Annotated in this window: 22 protein-coding genes; 1 reads left to right on the forward strand and 21 read right to left on the reverse strand. The window is 57.3% G+C overall.

Translation table 11 applies throughout. The features are described 5' to 3' along the window. Positions 1 to 51: 51 nt before the first annotated feature. From QP995_RS07680 to ruvC, 8 genes are all read right to left on the reverse strand, one after another. Positions 52 to 2313 carry a RelA/SpoT family protein gene (locus tag QP995_RS07680; RefSeq protein ID WP_284853080.1) on the reverse strand — a complete coding sequence of 754 codons (2262 nt, stop codon included), beginning with the start codon at positions 2311 to 2313 and terminating at the stop codon, positions 52 to 54. A gap of 7 nt (positions 2314 to 2320) precedes the next feature. Further along, positions 2321 to 2857, reverse strand: coding sequence for an adenine phosphoribosyltransferase (locus QP995_RS07685; RefSeq protein ID WP_049172976.1), 537 nt, complete (start codon positions 2855 to 2857; stop codon positions 2321 to 2323). A 110-nt stretch (positions 2858 to 2967) separates the two neighbouring features. Beyond that, positions 2968 to 4185: a protein translocase subunit SecF gene (gene secF, locus QP995_RS07690; protein WP_284853081.1), complete on the reverse strand. Its 1218-nt coding sequence runs from the start codon at positions 4183 to 4185 to the stop codon at positions 2968 to 2970. A 6-nt stretch (positions 4186 to 4191) separates the two neighbouring features. Continuing rightward, positions 4192 to 6117 carry a protein translocase subunit SecD gene (secD, locus tag QP995_RS07695; RefSeq protein WP_284853082.1) on the reverse strand — a complete coding sequence of 642 codons (1926 nt, stop codon included), beginning with the start codon at positions 6115 to 6117 and terminating at the stop codon, positions 4192 to 4194. A gap of 300 nt (positions 6118 to 6417) precedes the next feature. Beyond that, positions 6418 to 6879, reverse strand: a complete 462-nt coding sequence (gene yajC / locus QP995_RS07700; RefSeq protein WP_284827005.1) for a preprotein translocase subunit YajC — start codon at positions 6877 to 6879, stop codon at positions 6418 to 6420. Positions 6880 to 6945: 66 nt separating this feature from the next. After that, positions 6946 to 8058: a Holliday junction branch migration DNA helicase RuvB gene (gene ruvB / locus QP995_RS07705; protein WP_284853083.1), complete on the reverse strand. Its 1113-nt coding sequence runs from the start codon at positions 8056 to 8058 to the stop codon at positions 6946 to 6948. Between the two features lie 66 nt (positions 8059 to 8124). Further along, the gene (gene ruvA, locus QP995_RS07710; RefSeq protein WP_048731308.1) at positions 8125 to 8745 is read right to left on the reverse strand and encodes a Holliday junction branch migration protein RuvA; all 621 of its coding nucleotides are present in this window, start codon (positions 8743 to 8745) and stop codon (positions 8125 to 8127) included. Between the two features lie 82 nt (positions 8746 to 8827). Further along, entirely contained in the window at positions 8828 to 9385 is a 558-nt protein-coding gene (gene ruvC / locus QP995_RS07715) for a crossover junction endodeoxyribonuclease RuvC (RefSeq protein WP_049172989.1), read from the reverse strand. A 115-nt stretch (positions 9386 to 9500) separates the two neighbouring features. Here ruvC and QP995_RS07720 point away from each other — a divergent pair, with 115 nt between their 5' ends. Continuing rightward, positions 9501 to 9965: a DUF3817 domain-containing protein gene (locus tag QP995_RS07720; protein WP_070852283.1), complete on the forward strand. Its 465-nt coding sequence runs from the start codon at positions 9501 to 9503 to the stop codon at positions 9963 to 9965. Positions 9966 to 10120: 155 nt separating this feature from the next. Here the strand turns inward: QP995_RS07720 and QP995_RS07725 are convergent, their stop codons facing one another. The 13 genes from QP995_RS07725 to QP995_RS07785 form a co-directional block, all read right to left on the reverse strand. After that, complete coding sequence (locus tag QP995_RS07725) at positions 10121 to 10873, reverse strand: YebC/PmpR family DNA-binding transcriptional regulator (protein WP_049172992.1); 753 nt, start codon at positions 10871 to 10873, stop codon at positions 10121 to 10123. 79 nt (positions 10874 to 10952) lie between these two features. Next, positions 10953 to 11573 carry a pyridoxal 5'-phosphate synthase glutaminase subunit PdxT gene (pdxT, locus tag QP995_RS07730; protein WP_070852285.1) on the reverse strand — a complete coding sequence of 207 codons (621 nt, stop codon included), beginning with the start codon at positions 11571 to 11573 and terminating at the stop codon, positions 10953 to 10955. Then, entirely contained in the window at positions 11573 to 12451 is an 879-nt protein-coding gene (locus QP995_RS07735) for an acyl-CoA thioesterase (protein WP_284853084.1), read from the reverse strand. The genes pdxT and QP995_RS07735 overlap by 1 nt, the downstream gene beginning before the upstream one ends. A gap of 2 nt (positions 12452 to 12453) precedes the next feature. Continuing rightward, positions 12454 to 13356 carry a pyridoxal 5'-phosphate synthase lyase subunit PdxS gene (pdxS, locus tag QP995_RS07740; protein ID WP_049172998.1) on the reverse strand — a complete coding sequence of 301 codons (903 nt, stop codon included), beginning with the start codon at positions 13354 to 13356 and terminating at the stop codon, positions 12454 to 12456. A 139-nt stretch (positions 13357 to 13495) separates the two neighbouring features. Then, positions 13496 to 13999 carry an NUDIX hydrolase gene (locus QP995_RS07745; RefSeq protein ID WP_070595762.1) on the reverse strand — a complete coding sequence of 168 codons (504 nt, stop codon included), beginning with the start codon at positions 13997 to 13999 and terminating at the stop codon, positions 13496 to 13498. 53 nt (positions 14000 to 14052) lie between these two features. Then, positions 14053 to 15195, reverse strand: coding sequence for a glycosyltransferase family 4 protein (locus QP995_RS07750; protein WP_070767465.1), 1143 nt, complete (start codon positions 15193 to 15195; stop codon positions 14053 to 14055). A 2-nt stretch (positions 15196 to 15197) separates the two neighbouring features. After that, positions 15198 to 16100 carry a phosphatidylinositol mannoside acyltransferase gene (locus tag QP995_RS07755; RefSeq protein ID WP_070429454.1) on the reverse strand — a complete coding sequence of 301 codons (903 nt, stop codon included), beginning with the start codon at positions 16098 to 16100 and terminating at the stop codon, positions 15198 to 15200. 11 nt (positions 16101 to 16111) lie between these two features. Further along, on the reverse strand, positions 16112 to 16813 hold the full coding sequence (gene pgsA / locus QP995_RS07760; protein ID WP_049193676.1) for a phosphatidylinositol phosphate synthase: 702 nt from the start codon (positions 16811 to 16813) through the stop codon (positions 16112 to 16114). After that, positions 16807 to 17436 (reverse strand): ATP adenylyltransferase, encoded by a 630-nt coding sequence (locus QP995_RS07765; RefSeq protein ID WP_005511478.1) that lies wholly within the window; start codon positions 17434 to 17436, stop codon positions 16807 to 16809. The genes pgsA and QP995_RS07765 overlap by 7 nt, the downstream gene beginning before the upstream one ends. Positions 17437 to 17593: 157 nt before the next feature. Further along, the gene (gene thrS / locus QP995_RS07770) at positions 17594 to 19588 is read right to left on the reverse strand and encodes a threonine--tRNA ligase (RefSeq protein ID WP_284853086.1); all 1995 of its coding nucleotides are present in this window, start codon (positions 19586 to 19588) and stop codon (positions 17594 to 17596) included. 159 nt (positions 19589 to 19747) lie between these two features. Beyond that, positions 19748 to 20974, reverse strand: coding sequence for a Dyp-type peroxidase (locus QP995_RS07775; protein ID WP_147719053.1), 1227 nt, complete (start codon positions 20972 to 20974; stop codon positions 19748 to 19750). Positions 20975 to 21260: 286 nt separating this feature from the next. Continuing rightward, complete coding sequence (locus QP995_RS07780) at positions 21261 to 21869, reverse strand: copper chaperone PCu(A)C (protein ID WP_284827016.1); 609 nt, start codon at positions 21867 to 21869, stop codon at positions 21261 to 21263. A gap of 4 nt (positions 21870 to 21873) precedes the next feature. Beyond that, positions 21874 to 22464, reverse strand: a complete 591-nt coding sequence (locus QP995_RS07785; RefSeq protein ID WP_070832268.1) for a copper resistance CopC family protein — start codon at positions 22462 to 22464, stop codon at positions 21874 to 21876. Positions 22465 to 22660: the final 196 nt, after the last annotated feature.

Consider the following 22660-nt stretch of genomic DNA (forward strand, 5'->3'; position numbering starts at 1 on the left):
TACCGACGCGGCCTCAATCTTTATTCACATATCGATGCGCTGATAAACCGGCTACTGACCAGAAGTAATGCGGTAGACATCGAAGACTCCCTCGACACCGCGCAGAATGTTGAAGATATAGCCCATCTGCTTAGTGTCCGAAACCTCGAAGCTAAAACGCATTACGGCAACGCGGTCATCGGAGGTATGGGAGGACGTCGACAGGATTGAGACCTTCTGATCGGAGAAGACGCGAGTAATCTCCGAGAGCAGTCCGTGACGGTCAAGTGCTTCGATTTGCACCGTGACCATGAACACTGTGCCGGAGGAATCTGTCGCCCAGGAGACCTCGATAATGCGCTCGGGTTCCTGGTGGAGTTTTTCCGCATTGGTGCAATCCGTGCGGTGCACGCTGACACCGCCACCGCGGGTGACGAAACCAAAGATGGCATCGCCAGGCACCGGTGTACAGCACTTGGCCAACTTGGCAGCCATATCCGCACTGCCCTCCACAAGCACGCCGGTGCTGTCGGCGCGACGCGGAGTATTGTGCACACTCATCTTCGAAATCGGAGTGCGCGAGACCAACTGCTCTTCGGCATCGTCTGTGCTCGAGAACTGCGCCATCAGACGGTGCGTCACATGCTGAGCCGATACCTGCCCCTTACCAATCGCGGTATAGAGCGCATCGACATCCGCATAGTGCAGCTCGGAGGCAATCTGCTTGATGGACGCCGGAGTGAACAGGCGGTGCATCGGCAGACCACCGCGCTGTACCTCTGCCGCCAGCGCATCGCGTCCGGCATCGAGTGCCTCCTCGCGTCGCTCCTTGGCAAACCACTGGCGAATCTTTGCCCGCGCACGGGGAGTTTTAACGAACTTCTCCCAGTCCTTGGACGGACCAGAATGGGCATCCTTGGACGTGAAAATCTCGACGCGGTCACCGGTTTTTAGCGGTGATTCCAACGCCACCAACTTGCCGTTGACCTTGGCACCAATACAGCGGTGGCCAACCTCAGTATGGACCGCGTAGGCAAAGTCGACCGGCGTGGAGTCCGCGGGCAAAGTGATGACATCACCCTTCGGCGTGAACGCAAAAATTTCAGTGACTGAGAGATCATAGCGCAGCGAGTCCAGGAACTCGTTAGGATCTGCGGCCTCGCGCTGCCAATCCAGCAGCTGACGCATCCACGCCATCTGATCGACTTCGGCGGAATCTCCCTTATGAGAGCCTTTTGTTTCCTTGTAGCGCCAGTGTGCGGCAATGCCGTACTCAGCGTTGTAGTGCATCTCATGGGTGCGAATCTGCACTTCTAGCGGGGCCCCACCTGGACCAATGACCGTTGTGTGTAACGACTGGTAAACCCCGAAGCGCGGCGCGGAAATATAGTCCTTGAATCGCCCCGGCATGGGTTTGAATAGCGAGTGGACGGCACCCATGGCGGCGTAGCAGTCCTTGGTCGTGTCCACCAGAACTCGAAGTCCGACCAGGTCAAAAATCTCGTCGAACTCGTGGCCGCGGACAATCATCTTCTGATAAATCGACCAGTAGTGCTTCGGCCTGCCCTGTACCTCAGCAGCAATGTGAGACTCCTTCAGATCCTTCTGAATCATCTCGGAGACTTCCTGGATGTACCGGTCCCGCTGCGGCGCTCGGTCTGCGACCAAACGCACAATCTCGTCGTATTTCTTCGGGTACAAGATGGCGAAGGAGAGATCTTCCAACTCCCACTTCACGCTGGCCATTCCCAAACGATGCGCCAGGGGTGCAATCACCTCGAGGGTCTCGCGGGCCTTCTTAGCCTGCTTTTCCGGCGGCAGGAAACGCATTGTGCGCATGTTATGCAGTCGGTCGGCCACCTTGATAACCAGCACGCGCGGGTCCTGGCTCATGGCGATAATCATCTTTCGCACGGTCTCTGCCTCGGCGGCGGAGCCCAACGCAACCTTGTCCAATTTGGTCACGCCGTCGACTAGGCGCGCGACCTCTGGGCCGAAGTCCCGTTCCAGGTCCTCCAGCGTGTAATCGGTGTCCTCGACCGTGTCATGCAGCAGCGCCGCCACCAGCGTGGTGGTATCCATACCAATCTCGGCGGCAATAGTGGCGACTGCAAGCGGGTGAGTGATGTATGGCTCGCCGGATTTCCGGTACACGCCGTCGTGAAGGCGCTCGGCGGTATCGTAGGCACGCTGAAGCACAGCTAAATCCGCGCGCGGATGCACCTGCCGATGCACCGCGACAAGGGGATCTAGCACCGGGCGGGTCTTCGTTCTGTTTCCGGTAAGGCTTCGCGCTAGGCGAGCACCATAACGGCGTGCGGGCCCTTCAGCCATGGCTCATTCACCCCTTATTAACCACGTACAGAGGCAGATCAGCAAGCTTCTCCCGAGCGCCCATGCCTTCAACCTCCAGCACGGTGCACAGCCCGGTCACCTCGACACCAGCTGTCTCTAGCAGGGCGCGAGCTGCACACAGGGTGCCACCAGTTGCCAACACATCGTCGACAAGTACGGCCTTCTTGCCCTTCAGCTCAAACCCACTAGCCGGAATCTCAAGCGCGGCCGTACCGTATTCCAGTTCATAGGTCTCCGTCAGCACAGGTGGTGGGAGCTTGCCCTTCTTACGAATAGCGAGCACTCCCAGTCCGAGCTTGTATGCCACCGCAGAACCCAGCAGGAATCCACGCGCATCGAGGCTGCCGATAATATCGGCCCCGAACTCTTCCACCTTGGCGGAAATCTCGTCCACAAGCAGGGCGAACGTCGTGGCGTCGGCAAGCGCCGGCGTCAGGTCCTCGAACAGTACGCCCTCAACTGGAAAATCGGGCACAAACCGAATCTGATCAGCTAATGCCTCACGCGCGTGTGCATACGACACAGGTTTAAGCTCCTTTTCGGCAAAAAGAAAAAGTGCGGGTACCTGTCAACGATACCCGCACAATGCGCTTTTAAAGTAGTTTCACCCGAACCACTGGGAGGCGCTACCTCCTACTGCCCCGGACGCCAGGACAGCGGCTTGTTTTCATCGCCCTCAAGCTTCGGAGTCTTCACCGTTCGTTTCGGCGTCGACTGTTCCATTTCGCTTGTCGACGCGTCTTCCGCGCCCGTGCCCTCCGCGGCATCGGCGGCAGCCGACTCAGTGTTCGAGTCTTCCCCAGCAGATACCTTTGTGCGAGCGGCCAGCACCGCTTCATCATGCTTGCGGTATTCACGCTGACGCGACTTGAGCGTTACCAACAGCGGCGAAGCCAGGAAAATCGAGGAGAACGTGCCCTGAATAATGCCGATGAGCTGGACCAGCGCCAAATCCTTCAGCGTACCGACACCCAGCATGCCCACGGCGATAATCATCAGTGCCAGGATTGGCAGCAGCGTCGACACTGTGGTGTTGATAGAACGCATGATGGTTTGGTTGACAGCCAGATTCACCAGCTCGGCGTAACTTCTACGTGTCGATGAACGATAGCCTGCCGTATTCTCGTCGACTTTGTCGAAGACCACGACGGTGTCGTACAGCGAGAACGACAGCACGGTCAGGAGACCGATAATGGTGGCCGGGGTGACATCAAGGCCGATCAGCGCGTAGATGCCCATAATCACGATTGCGTCCACGGCCAGGGCGAGGATGGCAGAAATGGCCATGTCACGCTCGAAGCGGATAGTGATGTAGGCGAATACCAAGCCCAAGAACACTACTGCAGCCAGCAGCATGCGGTTGGTAATCGACGAGCCCCACGACTCCGAAACGGTCGAGTCACCAATCGCATCCGGGGTCTGCTCCCCCTGTGCGTCGACGGGTTTGAATGCGTCGTTCAGTGCGACGCGAGCACTATTAATCTCGTCCTGAGTCAGCTTCTCTGAGGTGATTTCCAGAATGCGGCCTTCGCCAGAACCGATGATCTGCACCAACTCCGGCTTGACGCCGGTGGCGTCGGTGAAGACCTCCTCAGCCTGTTCAGTCGACACTGACGCAGGCGGCATAGTCATCTTGGTGCCGCCCTCGAAATCGATACCGAAGCTGAACCCTCGAATCAGCATCGATGCTAAAGCAACGACAATGACGGCAATCGCAATCTGGTACCAGCGCTTCCGATTACCGACGATGTTGATTCCACCCTCGCCGGTGTAGAGGCGGCGGAAGAATGAGTCCTCGTTAGCCGCGTCATTTTCGCTAGTCAGCGCCGGATTCGTCTGAGTAGTATTCATGGATTCCTACTTCCCCTCATTCGCGCCGGAGTCAGCCGAAGCGGTGTCGGCAACTGCACTGGCGGCTGCATTGGAGGTGACAGCCTTTTTACCGGTAGCTACGGACTTGTTCCTGTTAGCGACCTCCATGACTGAACCAAAGCCATTCATGGATGGTTTGGACAGTGCCGGCCACTTGCGAGTAGCCAGAATGACCAGTGGCGCAGTCACCAGGAAGGCGGTCACAATATCGAATGCCGTGGAAAGACCAAGCGTGAATGCGAAACCACGCACATCGCCAACAGCCAGGATGTAGAGGACCACAGCCGCAATGATGGACACAAAGTTACCCGACAGGATCGTACGCCGTGCTCGTCGCCAAGCATGCGGTACCGCAGAGCGGAAAGTCCTACCCGCACGAATCTCATCCTTAATGCGTTCGAAGAAGACGATAAAGGAGTCAGCTGTCACGCCGATGGAAATGATGATACCGGCGATACCAGCGAGATCGAGTGAGTAGCCAATCCAGCGACCGAGCAGCACGAGTACGCCGTAGACCATCGCACCAGCTGCTGCCAGTGAAACCAGCGAGATGGCTCCGAGGCCTCGGTAAAGAACGATTGCGTAGACGACAATCAGAGCAATACCGATAATGCCGGCAAGCAGACCGGCCTCCAGGGAGGCCGACCCCAGCATGGCTGGAATGGTCGTAGTGGTACCGCCCGGCTCGCCGTCCTCACCTGCGAAGGACAGTGGCAGTGCGCCGTAACGCAAGTTATTCGCCAGCGCCTGTGCCTCATCGATAGTGAAATCACCCGTGATTCGAGTAGCTGAACCGACCGGGGTTGCCTCCTGAATCACCGGCGCGGAAATAACCTTCGAGTCCAACACGATGGCGACCTGCTGCTGCAGGTAGTCATTGGTCAGCTTGGTCCAGGTACGAGCGCCGGTGTCGTTCTTACCGGACTTGAAGCTAAAGGAGACCTGGATTTGACCAGACTGCTGATCGTAGCCACCGCTAATCGGCGCATTGGTGTCGATAGCATCGCCGGACAGACGCTGGCCCTTGACCTCGTCGTCTTGCCCAATCAACAGAGGAGCCTTGCCCAGGAAGATTGCCTTACCGCCTTCTGGCGCACAGGTCACCAGCGGCTTGGCCGGGTCATCGGCACCCTGTAGCGGATCAACTGCATCGCGGTTATCGCAGGTCATTAGCGCAGCGGCTGCAAACTGTGTCGTTGGATCGTCGGACTGGCGAGTCGCCAACAGCACGTCACGAACCTTCGTACGCAGCTCTGCCGCTTCAATCGAGTTCGCCGGCTTTGCCGGAGCCGTTGCGTCCAGCTTCGGGGCCTCGCCCAGCGACTTGGACAGTTCCTCCGGGACCGGCTGGTCCGGGTTCTGTGACTTGAAGGCATCAATTGCACGCTTCTGCGTCTCGTTCATGTCCTTGTACAGGCCATCGACGCGCTTGGTGGCGTCCTCCTTCGACAGGACACCGACCGAAACCCAGTCCTCTGCGGTCTTTTTGACTACTTCACCAAAGGCAGCTTCATCAGGGCCCTGCGTGGGCTGCTCTACCGGACGGAAAAACAGCTGCGAAGTCTGTCCGAGGGAACGTGCCTCCTGGGAGTCTTCACCCGGCACGGTGATGACTAGGGTGTCACCGTCAGTGACAACTTGAGCGCCGCTGACACCCATGCCGTTTACGCGGTTCTCCAGAATCTTGCGAGCCTGGTCGAGCTGATCGCGGGTCGGCTTTTCGCCCTGCGGTACCAGGGTTACTCGGGTACCGCCCTGCAAATCGATACCCAACTTTGGCTTGGCCGATCCGCCGCCGGTGAAAAAGACGAGTGCGTACGTAAGGATAAGGAAGCTGACAAACAGCGCCAACAGCCACTGTGGCCAGTTCCTCTTGAATGTAATCGCACCAGATCTGGATTTGCTGTTCAAAGCAAAGTCTCCTGAATCGTGACGTTTAGGTACTTGAACGTTTCGGGTTGAAACGCGTGTCTATAACTGCACCGCGAACTCGCGCAATACCAGGTAGGGGCATTGCGGGCGTCGCCAAGCAAGGCTATAAACACCAACCGCTAGAGGATAACCGATTTAGCGGCCTGCGCCGGTTTTGACTTGTACCTGTTTAGTGAAAATCTTCCCACGCTTGCCGACGGCGAAACCTGGGGCGCGCCCGCTAACGCTGCAGCCTGGATGCATGCAAACCGGCAGGGCGTGGGCGTACAAAAACTGCTACTACTTTTCGGTGGAAGTGGAATCGTCTGGACCCGAGGTATCCGGATTACTCGGGGTATTCGGGTTCTCGACCTGCTCATTGATGTCCGAAGCTGCATTGTCAGCAGGGCCGTGGCCGGTGATTTCTTGGACATCGCCGACGTGGTCATCTGGCGCATCGGAAACACGGCCACGTCGATCACGGTGAGCGTAGCTCGCTCCGGTACCGGTGGTGAGGTTGCGGGCAATGGCACCCTTTTCCCAACGGGTCACGATGCCGTCAGCGATGATTAGGTCGACGGTTGTTTCGGTCGTATCAACGACGACACCATGCATACCGGAACCGGTGATGACCTCCGCGCCCGGGGCCAACTTATCCTGCATGTCCCGGATGGTGCGCACCTGCTTGTTCTGCTTGATGATCTGCCAAATTGGCAGCGCCAGGAACAAGAAAATAAGTAGGAGGAGAATAGTTTGATTCATGTCTGCCGAGTTTAACGAATTGCCAGCTAGCAATTCCACACTGACCCGGGCGGGTCGATGAGAAAGTTATTCTCCGATAGTGCCCTCCGGGGGCTGTAGCCCCAAGTGCCGCCATGCTCGGGCAGTTGCCACGCGTCCACGGGATGTGCGCGCAATCATTCCTGCACGTACCAAGTAGGGTTCGCACACTTCTTCCACGGTCGAGGGCTCTTCACCCACTGCCAGTGCCAGCGAGTTTACCCCCACCGGCCCACCGCCGTGTCCCTTGACCAGGGCTGTCAGCACTGCCCGATCCAGACGGTCGAGCCCCAGCTCGTCGACATCGAACACAATCAGCGCTGCCTTAGCCGCACCAAGATCAATAACGCCACCGGAGTGGACATCGGCGAAATCGCGGACGCGACGCAGCAGACGGTTGGCAATTCGCGGTGTACCGCGCGAACGCGACGCAATCTCCACTGCAGCCTCTGGGCTGATGTCTACCCCGAGGATCCCAGCGGCACGGGTAACCACCTTTGTCAGATCTTCGACCTCATAGAACTCCATCTGCGCGGTAAAACCAAAGCGGTCACGCAGTGGGCCAGTCAGCATACCCGAGCGCGTCGTCGCACCGACCAACGTGAATGGTGGAATCTCGAGTGGAATCGACGTAGCTCCAGGCCCTTTGCCTACGATGACATCAATACGGAAATCTTCCATTGCCATGTACAGCATTTCTTCCACTGGCCTGGCAATGCGGTGAATCTCATCGATAAACAGGACATCGCCCTCGAGCATGTTCGACAGCATTGCTGCCAAATCGCCAGCGCGAATAAGCGCCGGACCGGAGGTCATTCGCAAGGAGCTCCCCATCTCCTGCGCAATAATCATGGCCATGGTGGTCTTACCCAGCCCGGGAGGTCCCGACAGCAGAATGTGGTCCGGAGTCACATTTCGCCCCCGTGCCCCGGAAAGCACCAAATCCAGCTGTTCGCGGACCTTGGGTTGGCCGATGAACTCCCCTAACGACTTTGGTCGCAGGTTCGATTCCGCATCGACTTCCTCGACCTGAGCGCGGGCATCGACATCACGTTGTGCACCATTTCCCCCACCGCCAAAATGGTCGTTGGCTGCCCCACCTAAAGAGTCCCTGAAGGGATTGCCCGACACGTTAAACTCCGTGCGCTCTATATCGCTCATAGTCCCCTCATCCTAGTGCACTGCCAATTTTCATCATCAATGTAGCTGCAGGTCCTCGACCTGGATTTACTTCTCGCCCAATGTCTTTAGCGCCGCCTTCAGCGCCATCGATGTATCCAAGGTCGGATCAATCCGAACAACGGTTTCCGCTGCCTCATTCGCATCAGCTTCCGGGAACCCAAGCCCGACCAAAGCACCAACGACCTGGTCCAGATCTGCCTTCAAAACAATGCCAGGCGCTGCTCCGCTTGCAGCTTCCTCCGGCTGGGATACCGCCCTATCCGCGAAAACCTCGACCTTATCCTTCAACTCAACCAACAGGCGCTCCGCCAATCGCTTGCCGACGCCGTTAGCCGCCTGCAGAGCCTTGGCATTCTTTGAGGCAACCGCATTGGCAATCTCGGCCGGCGACAGTACCGAAAGAACTGACATCGCCACCTTTGGCCCCACTGTAGAGACAGTGCGCAAGAGCGCAAACATCTCACGTTCCTGCGAGTTGGCAAAACCAAAGAGCGTAATCGCATCTTCACGAACCGCCATTGTGGTCAACATGAAAGTCTGCTCATGCCTCACCAACTGGGAAGCTAGCCTGCCTGTAATGGTGACCAAATGCCCGACACCACCGCACTCGATAACGCAATAGTCCGCACCGAGGTCGATAACTTCACCGCGAAGAGATGCAATCACTTCTCACAATTCCTTTCACTACGGCTTCCCTAAAGACACCGCGATAAACGCCGAACTCACAAGTGTTCTCTAGCAAGCTCCCCTACCGCGAGCGATTCTCACGGCGAGAAAGCTCCAATTCCCGCTCCTCGTGCTGCTTCGCAAGCGCAGCCAAGGTGTCGCGCTGGCGTTGCAGAACCGGACCACGCCAACAGTGGCAGATAGCGATGGCCAAAGCATCCGCTGCATCTGCAGGTTTTGGCGGAGTTTCCAACCCGAGGATTCTCGTCACCATCATGGTCATCTGCTTCTTATCAGCTCGACCGTTGCCGGTGAGCGCCTTCTTCACCTCCGATGGCGTGTACATATGCACTTCCAAGCCGCGTCTCGCCGCAGCGAGGACAAGGACGCCAACCGCGTGCGCCGTCTGCATCACAGTGGACACGTTGCCGCGCTCGAATACCCGTTCCATCGCAACCACGTCCGGCTCGTACTCATCCATCCACTGCTCCACGGCATTGGAAAGCCGTAAAAGACGATCCTCCAACGATGCCGTGGTTGGTGTGCGGGCGACCCCCACAGCAATGGGAATGACTTTCCTGCCCTGAGCGCCTTCCGCAATGGAGAGACCACAACGAGTAAGGCCAGGGTCGATGCCCATCACCCGCAGAGATCCAGCTCGATAATTCACTCCTCCACTAATACCATATTTCGAACAGCTGTTTGTATCGTAGCTAGAAGGAGTACCAACCGTTGGTTCTGATACGTTTAACACCATGAATTCACCGAAGAAGCTCTACGGCATTCTCGCTGCAGCTGAAATGGTCACGTGGGCTCTGCTGCTTTTAGGCCTGGCGCTGAAGTACCTGCTCAAAGTCACGGACGTCGCCACCACTATCTTCGGCAGCATCCACGGCTTTACGTTCCTGTGCTACGTAGTCACCACCATCATGGTGTGGATTAACCAGCAGTGGAGCTTTGGCCGCGGTGTCATCGGCCTCGCCTCTTCTATCATTCCATTCGCAACCTATCCGTTTGAACGAAACACCCTGAAGGCAGGCCTTCTGGATCGGCCCTGGCGCTTTACCGACGAAGCCGAGGAGCCACAGGGCATATTCGAGTGGGCACTCGCCATGATTATTCGTCGCCCCTTTATCTCGGCGTTCGTCATCTTGATTGTTCTCGCGGTGGTCTTCACACTGTTGCTGATGGCCGGACCTCCTACTCAGTGGTTCTCCTAGGCCGCCCATCAAAACCAATCCCCATCGGACTGCTTTCCTATGGGGACTTTCTGTTGACACCAGCTCGCCGAGCAATTCAGCGCTGCGGACTACCCTGCGCGGGCACCCCTTTAACGCCGGGAAGCCGGTCAGCGGAACCGTCGCCAAGCAAACGCCTAGTCGTCGAGTTCGGCGATAACCTCGTCGCTGATGTCGGCGTTCGAGTAGACGTTCTGCACGTCGTCGGACTCTTCGAGAGCGTCAATCAGACGGAAGAGCTTGCGTGCACCGTCAGCATCGAGAGCGACCGTGGTAGAAGCCCGGTAGTCCTGATCTGCGGAGTCATACTCCATTTCGGCATCGACAAGAGCGGTGCGGACATTCATCAGATCGGTAAAGGCGGAGACAACCTCGAACTTTTCACCCAGGTCGTTGACTTCCTCTGCACCGGCATCGAGAACCGCCATGAGCAGGTCATCCTCGGTCAGCTCGCCCTTCGGCAACTCGACGACACCCTTCTTTTCGAAGAGGTACGCCACGGCGCCGTTGTCCGCCATGTTGCCGTTGTTCTTGTTGAACGCCGAGCGCACATCGGAAGCAGCACGGTTACGGTTATCCGTCAGGCACTCCACAATCAAAGCGACGCCACCAGGTGCATAGCCTTCGTAGACAATGGTCTCCCAGTCAGCACCGCCGGACTCCTCGCCGGAACCACGCTTGCGGGCACGCTCAATGTTGTCGTTGGGAACCGAGGCCTTCTTGGCCTTCTTAATCATGTCATCGAGGGTGGGGTTACCAGCAGGATCACCGCCGCCGGTACGAGCCGCGACCTCGATGTTCTTGATCATCTTTGCCCACTCTTTGGCGCGCTTGGCGTCATTAGCAGCCTTCTTGTGCTTTGTGGTTGCCCATTTTGAATGACCCGCCATGTGCTAGTTCCTACCAATCCTCTCGTCAATACCCATGTAGATGGGAATTCGTCAGGTGTTCATTATACAAACCGGGGATTTAATTGCCGACAAGCTCTCGCAAAAAGAACTCGTGGAGCCGCGTCTCCCCCGTCGACTCCGGGTGAAAGCTGGTGGCCATCGCAGACCCCTGCCGTACTCCGACCACTGTACCTGCGGTCTCTCCAGCCGATTCTGGCACCCGCGCTAGCACCTCAACATCATCACCGACACGCTCGACCCACGGAGCACGAATAAAGGCGGCGTGCACAGGCGGCTGGTCACCGCCAATCGCCAGCTGCGGAATATCCAAGTCAGTTTCGAAGGAATCCACTTGCCGGCCAAATGCGTTACGACGGACGGTGATGTCAATCGCTCCCAGGCTAACGGCATCCGGACGGGTATCGAGCACTTCGTCGGCCAGCAAAATCATGCCTGCGCAGGTGCCGTATGCCGGAAGGCCACCGCGGAGGGCTTCCCGCAGCGGATCTTCAAGCTCATTGAAGACCATCAACTTGCTCATGGTCGTTGATTCGCCGCCGGGCAAAATTAACCCGCTAAGCCCTTCCAAGTCACGCGGCAAGCGCACCTTTCGGTGCGGGACGCCGAGCTGGTCGAGAACATATCCGTGTTCGGCAACGTTGCCCTGAAGAGCGAGGATCCCGATTGTTTCCTGTGTCATTAATCTAGGTTCTCACTGCGAGCGTCGAAGTTCGTCGCCACTGGCACGGGCTCGACACCCGGGGCCAGGCTTCGGGTCAGCCCTTCCTGCGTGACGACGGCCACGAGCTCGCCCTTTTGGTTAAAGATGCGACCGTGAGTCAGTGCGCGACCAGCGTGCGCCGATGGCGAAATCTGGTCGTAGAGCAGCCATTCATCCGCACGGAACGGACGCATAAACCACATTGCGTGGTCGAGGCTGGCTTCCTGGACCTCAACGCCTGGATGCGGAACGAGTGCCGATGACAGCAACGTCATATCCGACATGTACGCCAGCGTGCAGACGTGGAAGGTCTCGTTATCCGGCAGGCGATCCTTGCACCGGAACCACACGAGCTGCTGGGACGGGGTGTACTTGTTGTGTTCGAACTGATCATCCGGCACTACCCGGATATCCCAATCCGCCCACTCGCGCATGAGCAGGCGGCGGGTGTTCGTCATCTCAGAGGTGTCTGTGACCACATCTTCAGGATTTGGCACCTTGCGCATCACGTCAGAGTGCTCGAGTCCCTCGTCCCCCTTGCGGTGGAAGCTGACCTGCATGACGAAAATCGTACGGCCATCTTGCACAGCTTCGACGGAGCGGTGGCAGAAAGACCGGCCATCGCGAATACGCTTGACCATGTACACCGTCGGGATATGGGGGCGACCCGGGCCTACAAAGTAGGCGTGGAGGGAGTTCACCGCGAAGATATTACCCACCGTGCGCGTCGCCGCGACGAGGGACTGGCCGGCAACTTGGCCACCGAAAGTGCGCTGCAGGATTGACTTAATGACTGGGCCACGGAAAATGTCCCGGTCAATCTGTTCCAGATCTAATACCTCGCGGATGTTAGCCATTTTTACCAGCCACGCTCAGCGAGTCGGTGCGGCTGCGGAATCTCGTCGACGTTGATGCCAACCATCGCCTCGCCGAGACCGCGAGAGACATCTGCAATGACCTTCGGGTCATCGTAGTGCTGGGTTGCCTGCACGATAGCCTTGGCGCGCTTCTCCGGATCACCGGATTTGAAAATACCGGAACCAACAAAGACGCCCTCGGCACCGAGCTGCATCATCATTGCAGCGTCAGCTGGAGTCGCAATGCCACCTGCGGTGAACAGCACGACCGGTAGCTTACCGGTCTCAGCGACCTCGCGTACCAGCTCGTACGGCGCCTGCAGCTCCTTGGCAGCAACATAGAGCTCGTCCGGAGCCATGGAACGCAGACGGTTAATTTCAGCGCGGATGGTGCGCATGTGAGTCACAGCGTTGGAGACATCACCGGTACCGGCCTCGCCCTTGGAGCGAATCATGGCAGCGCCCTCGTTGATGCGGCGCAGAGCCTCACCCAGGTTGGTCGCACCACAGACGAAAGGCACGGTGAATTCGAACTTGTCGATGTGGTTCGAGTAATCGGCCGGGGTCAGAACCTCGGACTCGTCAATGAAGTCAACACCGAGGGACTGCAGAACCTGTGCCTCAACAAAGTGGCCGATTCGGGCCTTGGCCATAACCGGAATGGAGACGGCATTGATAATGCCCTCGATCATGTCCGGGTCAGACATACGCGACACGCCACCCTCTGCGCGAATATCGGCGGGGACACGCTCCAGCGCCATCACGGCAGTTGCGCCGGCATCTTCAGCGATCTTGGCCTGCTCCGGCGTAACGACGTCCATAATGACGCCGCCCTTCATCATCTCAGCGAAACCGCGCTTCACGCGTGCGGTGCCCTGCCCGGAGTTGTTCTCAACCGTGCTCAACGAACCCTACTTCCCTAATAAAACTGGTGAATGTGACCGTTTGTAGTCGTTTAACACTATAACGCCTGAACTAGACAGTGCTGTTCATTGAGTCACAAAACACGGCGAACTTCCAGCACAACAGCGAATTTTCCCACAATTAAGCAGTTGTCAGTCCGTCTGCAACATCGAAATATTCCGGTTCGGGTGCAGTGCCCGCCAGCCGCAGCGCGCGTACTAGCGGCCTGGCTCGCAGTGCTTTCGTATCCGTCACCGCATCATTGTAGAAACGGCGGGCGAGCTCGAGCCGCGTGTGGGCGTCAGAAAGCTCAATTGCCATCGTTCGGTCCACGGGCTGTTCCTCATAGAGCGCCACAATTTTCCTAGTCAGTTCGTTTTCCACGTCTGCGCGCTGTCCAGTGTTGTTGGCTCTAAGTGGTGTGGCTTCCACCTTCGCCACTACCCCGGCGAGTTCCGGGTAGGCGGCACGAGCGACTGCGGCCCTTCGCCCCAACGCCGCTTCCAGTGAAGAACGCGCCAAGTCCGTGCGAATGTGCATACGGTTCAAACGCGTCGCTGTCGATGAAGCCACCAAACCGCCAACGAGTACGACAATCAGCGCAATGACTAGGACAACGACCCAGATTGGAACGGTTACGTCCACCGAAAACCCACTTTCACTCCGCTGCGTTTAATCAGCTGCCACGACGGAAATCTCTATGGCGCAATGACGACCTTTTCGCCATCCATGCGCACCGTATCGTACACACGCAGAACGCCGTCGGCGACCTGCGACCAGTCATACTCCCAAGCCCGCTTATGCCCGAGTGCGCGAAGCTCCTCCCCCAACTTTGGCTGCGTCAAAAGGCGTACGACTGCATCCGCAAGGTCTGCGGAGTTACCGTTTTCAAAGTGAAGCCCGTAATGGCCGTCGTCAAGCACGAGTTTGAACGCATCGATGTCGCTGGAGATCACCGGCGCACCCGCCGCCATCGCCTCTACCAGCACGATGCCGAAACTCTCTCCACCACGCTGCGGGGCAATGTACGCATCCGCATCGGCGAGTATTGACGCCTTAGCATCCTCCGACAGTCTGCCGACGAAATGCAGGACATCTGCGTTTCTGCCCGCTTTACGACGAGCTGCCGCGACATCACCATCACCAACAACACAGACCTCAAGCTGTGGAATCTCTGCACGTATTGCCGGCAGCGCGTCGAGCAACACGTCAAAGCCCTTACGAGATTCGTCGAAGCGTCCGAGGAACACGAGCCGATAGACCCCCTCACGCCGTGGCGGGATCTCAGGCAACGATGAGGCGGCCGGGCAGGACTCAAAATCTCCAACACGGACACCATTGGGAATGAGAACCGGGTCGCCGCCGAGTTGCTCAACCTGCCAGCGACGAGCCACTTCCGAGACAGCGATGCCTCCCCGAATGCGTTCAAGGTACTTCCGCAAAAATGGCGTGGCCAACTTCAATGCTAGGGAGTCCGTCGCCGCAGAGTGATAGGTCGCGACAATTGGCCCGACCGAGTTTACTAACGACAGCATTGAAAAACTGGGCGAATTCGGCTCATGGATATGAAGAATGTCAAAGCTACCTTCCTCGATCCATGTGCGGACTCGACGGCTCGTGCGGGGACCAAAAGACAGCCGAGCGACTGAGCCGTTATACGGAATCGGGATGGCGGCACCACCTCGAATAACGAAATCCGGCACATCCGCCTGCGCGCTAGCCGGGCCGATAAGACTGACCTCGTGGCCGCGGCGGATGAACTCCTCACACAAGTCAATCGCGTGAGCTTGAACCCCACCTGGAACATCGAACGAGTACGGGCACACCATTCCGATTCGCACGGCTACTTTGACCTCTTCTTATCCGCTGGCCACAGTGGCTGCATCATGTGCCAATCCGCTGGATGCTGAGCAATATCAGATTCAAAAACAGTAGCGATGTCTTGGACAATGTCAGCTAGATTGCGCCCCTCAGTCGGCACGAATGGATGCGCTACAAAGCGCCAACCATCGCGCGTGTAGGACAGGCCCGCGGGCATAAGCCGAGCGCCCGTGTCCTGTGCCAGCTTTGCCGCGCCGACCGGCATTGTCGTCTGCTCGCCGAAAAAAGTGACCGGGACCCCGTGGCCGCCGAAGTCACGATCAGACAGCAGGCACACAACGCCACCGTCTTCCAATCGCTTCTGCAGTTCCGGCATCGCGGGTTTGCCACCGGTAAGCGGGAGAATGTGGAATCCGAGGGATTCGCGGTACTCCACGAAAGCGTCGTAAAGCACCTCTGGCTTCAGCCGTTCCGCCACGGTACTGAACCGGCCATGGCGGGAAACGAGCCACATACCTGCCATATCCCAGTTACCAGAATGCGGCAGTGGGATGACGATGGAATCTCCGGCCTCGAGGGCCTCAGCAACTCGTTCGAGCCCATCGCTGGTGGATTCGACCGTGTCTGCCAGCTCTGGAGAGGCGATGGAGGGCAACCGGAATGCCTCCACCCAATAGCGTAGATAGGAACGCATGGAAGCCCGAATAAGCCCTTGCGGCACTTCCTCAGGCGGACAGCCCATAACGCGAGCCAGGTTCTTGCGAAGCTGGCGGGTCGTCGTGGGATTTGCTGCTACCCGATCGGCGGCTATGTTGCCGATGCGGTAGGCCACGCGTTCCGGCAGCAGACCAAAAATCTTCCACCCGGCCATATAGCCGAGCGCAACGAAATCATCTTTCGAGCGAGGCAGGAAGAAACTAGTCATCGTATCCTCCTTTAGTTGTTGGAATCAGCCGAACCCGTGGACTTCGTAGCAGAGTCAGGGTTGATAGATGAACTATCAGCTGCGCCTTCTGGCGGGGCGATGGGATCCAACGCTCCTGGCTGCTTAGCCACCATGTACAAGCGCTGAATGACGGTGAATACCGACCCAATCGCCAGGAGCCACATTGCGACGTAGAGGGCATAGTCCACGCCAAGCCCCTGGAGCCCAATGCCGATTAGACCGATAATCAGGCGCTCCGCACGTTCGACGAGACCGCCGTTGACCTTGAGGCCGCTAGCTTCTGCCCGAGCCTTAACGTAGGAAATGACCTGGGAAGATCCCATAGTGATCAGTGTCAGAATAAGCAGCACTGAATCCGCGTCATGGTGATACACCACCCAATACGCTATCGCCCCGAACAGTGCAGCATCCGTAATGCGGTCACAGGAAGCATCCAGCGTCGCTCCGTATTTCGTTCCCTGCCCTCGAAGTCTGGCCATCGTGCCATCGAGCAGGTCAAAAGCAGTGAAAATAGCGATTGACACCGCAGCTGCGAAAAGATGGTTGGTAGGAATCAGGATTACCGCAAGCAGAACGGAAACTACCGTTCCCACCAGGGTGACCGTGTTCGGGCTAATGCCGACCCGCAAAAGTGCAGCGGCAATCGGTTCAACTACTGGGCGGATTGGAGCCCTGCCACGGACACTCAGCATGCTGCCCCATCCTCTTGATTAAGGGCACGCCAGCCGTCGGCAAGCAACTCGCGAGTCTGACGAAGAGCCTGCGGTAACACTTTGGTGCCATCGATCACGGTCATAAAATTGCTGTCACCCGACCAGCGCGGTACGACGTGCATATGCAGGTGATCGGCGACCGAACCGCCGGAGGCCTTGCCTAAGTTGAAACCTACATTGACGGCGTGCGGGCGCGAAACCGATTTGAGAGTACGAACCGCATGCTTGGCAAATCGCATCATCTCGGCTGTTTCTTCGTCGGTCAAGTCCTCAAGGTTGGCGACTTCGCGATATGGAACCACCATGAGGTGCCCTGGGTTGTACGGGAACAGATTCAAAACGGCGTACACCCACTCGCCGCGAGCGATAATGAGTGCTTCCTCATCGCTTTGCTTCGGCAAATCAACGAAGGGGTTACGAGATGGCTTGGAGTTATGCACACCACGCTTGACGATGTAGTCCAGCCGGTAGGGTGCCCATAAGCGCGTGAGCCGATCCGGTTCGCCGTAACCGCTGTCGACGTATACGCCATCAGACGATTCCTGCTGGCCGGCATTGCCCTGCTGCTGCGGAGGCAACTCTTCACTTCCCGACTGATTCACTGCCATCCCCTTCGTTGCGTGGCCGGGACCCCATTCGAGCCCCGACCACATATATTTCTCTGCTGTAGTTTACGACCTCGCGGTCAACTTCTTTGGATTACCACGCGTGGTTCACCAGTTAAAACAACGCGGTCGAATTAGAGAGCGTTAACGACCTCTAGAGAGCAGAGACATTCTCCTTGTTCGGCTGTTCGTTATTCCGCGAAGCAACCCAATCACAGATGATGTCGACAGCCTTCTCAACTGCCACCCCGTTAATCTGGGTGCCATCGAGGAACCGGAAGCTGACGGCTCCTGCCTCAATGTCGCGGGCACCAGCCAGAATCATGAACGGAACCTTGGCCTGGGTGTGGTTGCGAATCTTCTTCTGCATGCGGTCATCGGACGTATCCACGTGGACGCGGATGCCACGAGACTTCAGCTGTGCAGCAAAGCCCTCCAGGTGTGGGATACAGTCATCCGCAACCGGAATACCAACAACCTGTTCCGGAGCCAGCCAAGCCGGGAAAGCACCTGCGTAGTGCTCCAATAGGACGCCAAAGAAACGTTCGATGGAGCCGAAAAGCGCACGGTGAATCATAATCGGGCGCTTCTTGGTTCCGTCAGGTGCGGTGTACTCGAGCTCGAAGCGCTCCGGCAGGTTGAAGTCGAGCTGTACCGTCGACATCTGCCAAGTACGGCCGATGGCATCGCGGGCTTGGACGGAAATCTTCGGACCATAGAAAGCGGCTCCGCCCGGATCAGGAACGAGCTCGAGGCCAGAAGCATCGGCAACGCGCTGGAGAATAGCTGTGGACTTCTCCCAAATTTCATCCGAGCCGACGAACTTCTTTTCGTCCTTCGTAGACAGCTCCAGGTAGAAGTCATCCAGGCCGTAGTCACGCAGAAGCGAAATGATGAAGTCGAGGACATTAGTGAGCTCTTCTTCCAGCTGATCCTCGGTGCAGTAGATGTGGGCATCGTCCTGCGTAAAGCCACGGGCTCGGGTAAGACCGTGGATAACGCCTGATTTCTCGTAGCGGTAGACGGTGCCGAACTCGAACATACGAATCGGAAGTTCACGGTAGCTGCGACCACGCGATGCGAAAATGAGGTTGTGCATCGGGCAGTTCATCGGCTTGACGTAGTAGTCCTGCGGAGCCTTGGTGCAGTTGCCGTGTTCGTCATATTCGCCGTCGAGCTGCATCGGCGGGAACATGCCATCCGCGTAGAAGTCAAGGTGACCAGACTTCTTGAACAAGTCACCCTTAGTTACGTGCGGCGTGTTCACAAAGTCATAGCCCGCTTCGATATGACGGCGACGGGAGTGCTGCTCCATCTCGTTGCGGATGATGCCACCCTTGACATGGAATACCGGGAAACCAGAACCAATCTCATCCGGGAAGCTGAACAAATCCAGCTCGGAGCCCAAACGGCGGTGATCGCGCTTCTCAGCCTCGAGCATGCGGTCAAGGTACTCGTCTAACGCTTCCTTGGACTCCCACGCAGTGCCGTAAACACGCTGCAGGTTATCTCGAGATTGGTCACCCCGCCAGTACGCAGCGGAAGAACGCGTGATCTTAAAAGCAGGGATGTAACGAGTGGTCGGCACGTGCGGGCCGCGGCAAAGATCAAACCACTCGGTCTCGCCAGTACGCGGATTGACGTTGCGGTAGCCGGTCAAGGTCGTACCTGCACCACCGACGTCGACATTGGCCTCATCATCTTCGGACACCTTGCCGGCCGACTTTTCAACAATCAGCTCGAGCTTATACGGCTCGTCGGCAAGCGCTTCCTGCGCCTGATCGGCAGACTCGAACGCGAAGCGCTCGAATCGCTGACCAGACTTGATGATCTTCTTCATACGCTTTTCGATGCGCTTGAGATCCTCCGGCGAGAAAGGCTCATCGACACGGAAGTCGTAGTAGAAACCATTGTCGATGGCAGGGCCAATGCCCAGCTTCGTCCCAGGGAACTCCAACTGCACGGCCTGAGCCATCACGTGAGTCGCAGAGTGGCGGATGACATCGCGACCGTCCGGAGTATTCGCCGGAACGGGCTCGAAGACGGTTTCCACTTCTGGCTTAAAGGACAGATCCTTCAAATTGCCTTCAGGGTCGCGGACACAAACGATGGCGTCAACGCCCTTGTTCGGGAAACCCAGGTCTCTCATCGCCTCGCCCGCAGAAACTCCTGCGGGCACGGAAAACGGTGCTGGGGTTGCAAATTCTTCTGACACGGCGTGCGTGTACTCCTTTTCAAAGTGTCTTCGAAAATCACATACCTGGTGACCTTCGTCAGTCGTTCACACACTTTACCGCACGGTCAAAACTCAGGCCTCGAAAAGGTCCTGGGCCCAGTACTCCTCCTCAGAAGTTCCTCGTGGCATAACAAACACGGCGGATCCAATGTGGAAAATCCACTGATTGAGACGGTCGTTCTTGGACAGCCGCTCTTGAATCGGATTGAACTGCTCCAACGGGTCCTTCTGGAAACAAATGAATACCAGGCCGGTGTTGGTCTCGAATCGACCATTCGGTTCCGGTGGCAGGTCATAGTTGTAGACCCGTCGCAGAATCCGCTGATTAGGTTTCTCTTTCGGAGGCATTGACAGCGCAACATGGCTGTTCGGATCCGTCAGAGGCAGACCATATTCATCAGTCTTCGCCAGGTCGACGGTCTCAAACTCGTCCTTACCTCCAATTGGCGCGCCGGTGCCGATATCTCGGCCGGTAATAACAGTGCGGCTTTCGCGGTCCAACACATCCCAGCCTGGAATATCCATTTCGATACGGCGGACAACCATCGCTGTACCGCCCCGCAACCAATCCGGACCACTATCAATCCACACCTGCTTGTCGAATTCTTCACGAGTGCGCGGGTTGACCGTACCGTCCTTCTGGCCGAAGAGATTGCGCGGGGTCTCGCCTTCCTGCCTAGAACCATTGGCGTGCTGGAAGCCAGCCTGCACCCAATGGACGTCCAAATAAGAGCCCGCATTTCGGATCATCATTCGGGCCGCATGGGAGACCATTACCGGGTCATCCGCACAAATCTGCAGGCACAGGTCTCCACCGTTCCACTCCGGGCGGAGCTCATCGTTAACGTACTTTGGCAGATCCCCCAGCCACTCGGGCTTCTGGTCTTCCCTATCGATGATTGTGAAGAAGTTTTCCCCATATCCAACTGTGATAGTCAGATTGGCCGGACTCCCCATGAGCTCAGGCTCCAAGTCCGTTCGAGTAGCCTTGCCGGCTGTCATTCGGCGAGCGTCATCGGTCCAGGCACGCATGAGGTTTTGGAGACGATTGCGATTAACCCCCTTCTTTACGTTGAAGGCTATTAGCCATAGATTCGCCTGTGCGGGCGTCGCAATCCCCGCCTGATGAGCCCCATCAAAAGGTACGGTTGCTGTCTGCAAAGGCGGTTTCGGCGGCGCTTCCTGTGGACGTTCTAACCCAATCGCCTGGGCTTCCGGCGCCCCCAGGGCGAGCGCTGAGGCTCCTGCGGCGGTGCCAAGCCCGCCAAGAAAACGCCTTCTGGAAAAGCCTTCGGACATGTTGTGCACTCTTACCTTCCTGATTACTTCAAACTGGAGCCCATGAGGTGGCTGGGAATCCACCAATTTTTCAATGGCTTCAACGCAACCACTGGCCTATCCAATTCGACCGTATCGAAAACCTTTTTCGGAAAAAGAAAAGCGCCGGAGTTCGTTGCATATGCCGCAATAACCTGCCAACTCCAGCGCTTCTGCCACCATTAGATCCAGTTAATCAATTCCTCGACGTACCTGAGCTCACGCCCGCTTTACGACGAGCCATTGCTTGACCAACTTGTCACAAGAATTAGTGGTGTGAGTGATCCATCTCACCGCCGCCCATATGCTCTGGGTTGTTCAGGTCACCGTCATTACCGTAGTCCTCTTCGCCCGCCGGCTGGACACGAACCTCAACATCCTGGGTGATGCTAGAGCCGTCGGAAAGCTCAATGACGAGCTTGTACTCAGCTCCCACATCCATAGCTTCATCATTGTCCATGATCATGAAGTGAGTGCTACCCGGTTCGAGAACGAGTTCGCCATTAGCCGGAATCGTCAGACCTTCCGGCACCTCGAACATCTTGCCGTCCTTGGTGTCGTGCTGCTCGAACTTCGTGCCCTCCTTCAGCCCCTCAAGCTTGAAGGAGGAAACCTTGATGTCCTTATCGGTGTTGTTGGTCAGCGTACCGAAGATGGCGGTCATGCCCTTGTCAGCCGGCTTTTCCTTGATGTAGGCATCGGCCAGCTGCACAGCAGCATCGTTCTTCTCCATCTCAGAAGTAGCCTCGGTCGCAGCGGAGGTTGCGGACTCAGTCACCTCAGCAGCAGTGTTATCGTCGGATGAGCAACCTGCCAGAGCAAGGGTCAGAGCTGCGGAACCAGCAATCAGTGCAGTTGCAGTGCGATTGAGCTTCATGTGCCTATTTTGCCTTTCGATTAATAACGGTGACGACAGCGGCGATGATGACGATGAGTCCACCACCGAGGCCATAAGCCCATAGCGGTATTGACTTCGTTTCCTCGGCGTGCGCACCGGTTTGACGAGATTCTGCCCCAGCTTCGGCTGCGCCAGCAGCATCCGGATCAGCCACTGAGAAAGAGGTCTTTCCTCGGGTGGAGTGACCATCAGAGGAGGTAATCTGGAAACCAATAATGTAGTTGCCAGGCCCTGGATTAATCTCCTCAGGAATATCCAAAGAGACCTCATTACCCACTACTTCTGGCTCGTGGGAGTACAGGACTTCCTTGGCATCTGCATCGCTAATTGCAACGGTGTTGAAGTTGTTCTTGGGGTTGCCGGAGAACTTGAGAGAAACGTGGTGCGGAAATTCATCGAGAACCTGCTTGTCGCCTGGATTCGATGACAGGACGGAATCATGAGCACTCGCAGGGGCTGCATTGATAACGGACGCGCCGGCAAAGACCGCAAGCGCCGCAGCGGCGGCTACTGCACGTCGGAAACCCGACTTTGAGAACCGAAACGTTTCGCCTGAAGCGACCCGGGGACTCACTAGAACAGTTCAACTCCTTTAAGCGGGGCAGTTTGAGAAGAACAGCGGTAGTCTGACCGCTGCCCTTGTACCTATTGTCGGATGGTAGCCCAGAAAAGTTCCCGAGAGGGACGAATATAGGGGTTAAGTGACAAAAAGTGTGTCCGCTCGGTGTGTCGCCGGGTGGGCCCTTTTTATCTCATGGGCCCTTTCCGGA

Source organism: Corynebacterium sp. MSK032 (assembly GCF_030232065.1).
GTDB classification, from domain to species: domain Bacteria; phylum Actinomycetota; class Actinomycetes; order Mycobacteriales; family Mycobacteriaceae; genus Corynebacterium; species Corynebacterium jeikeium_D.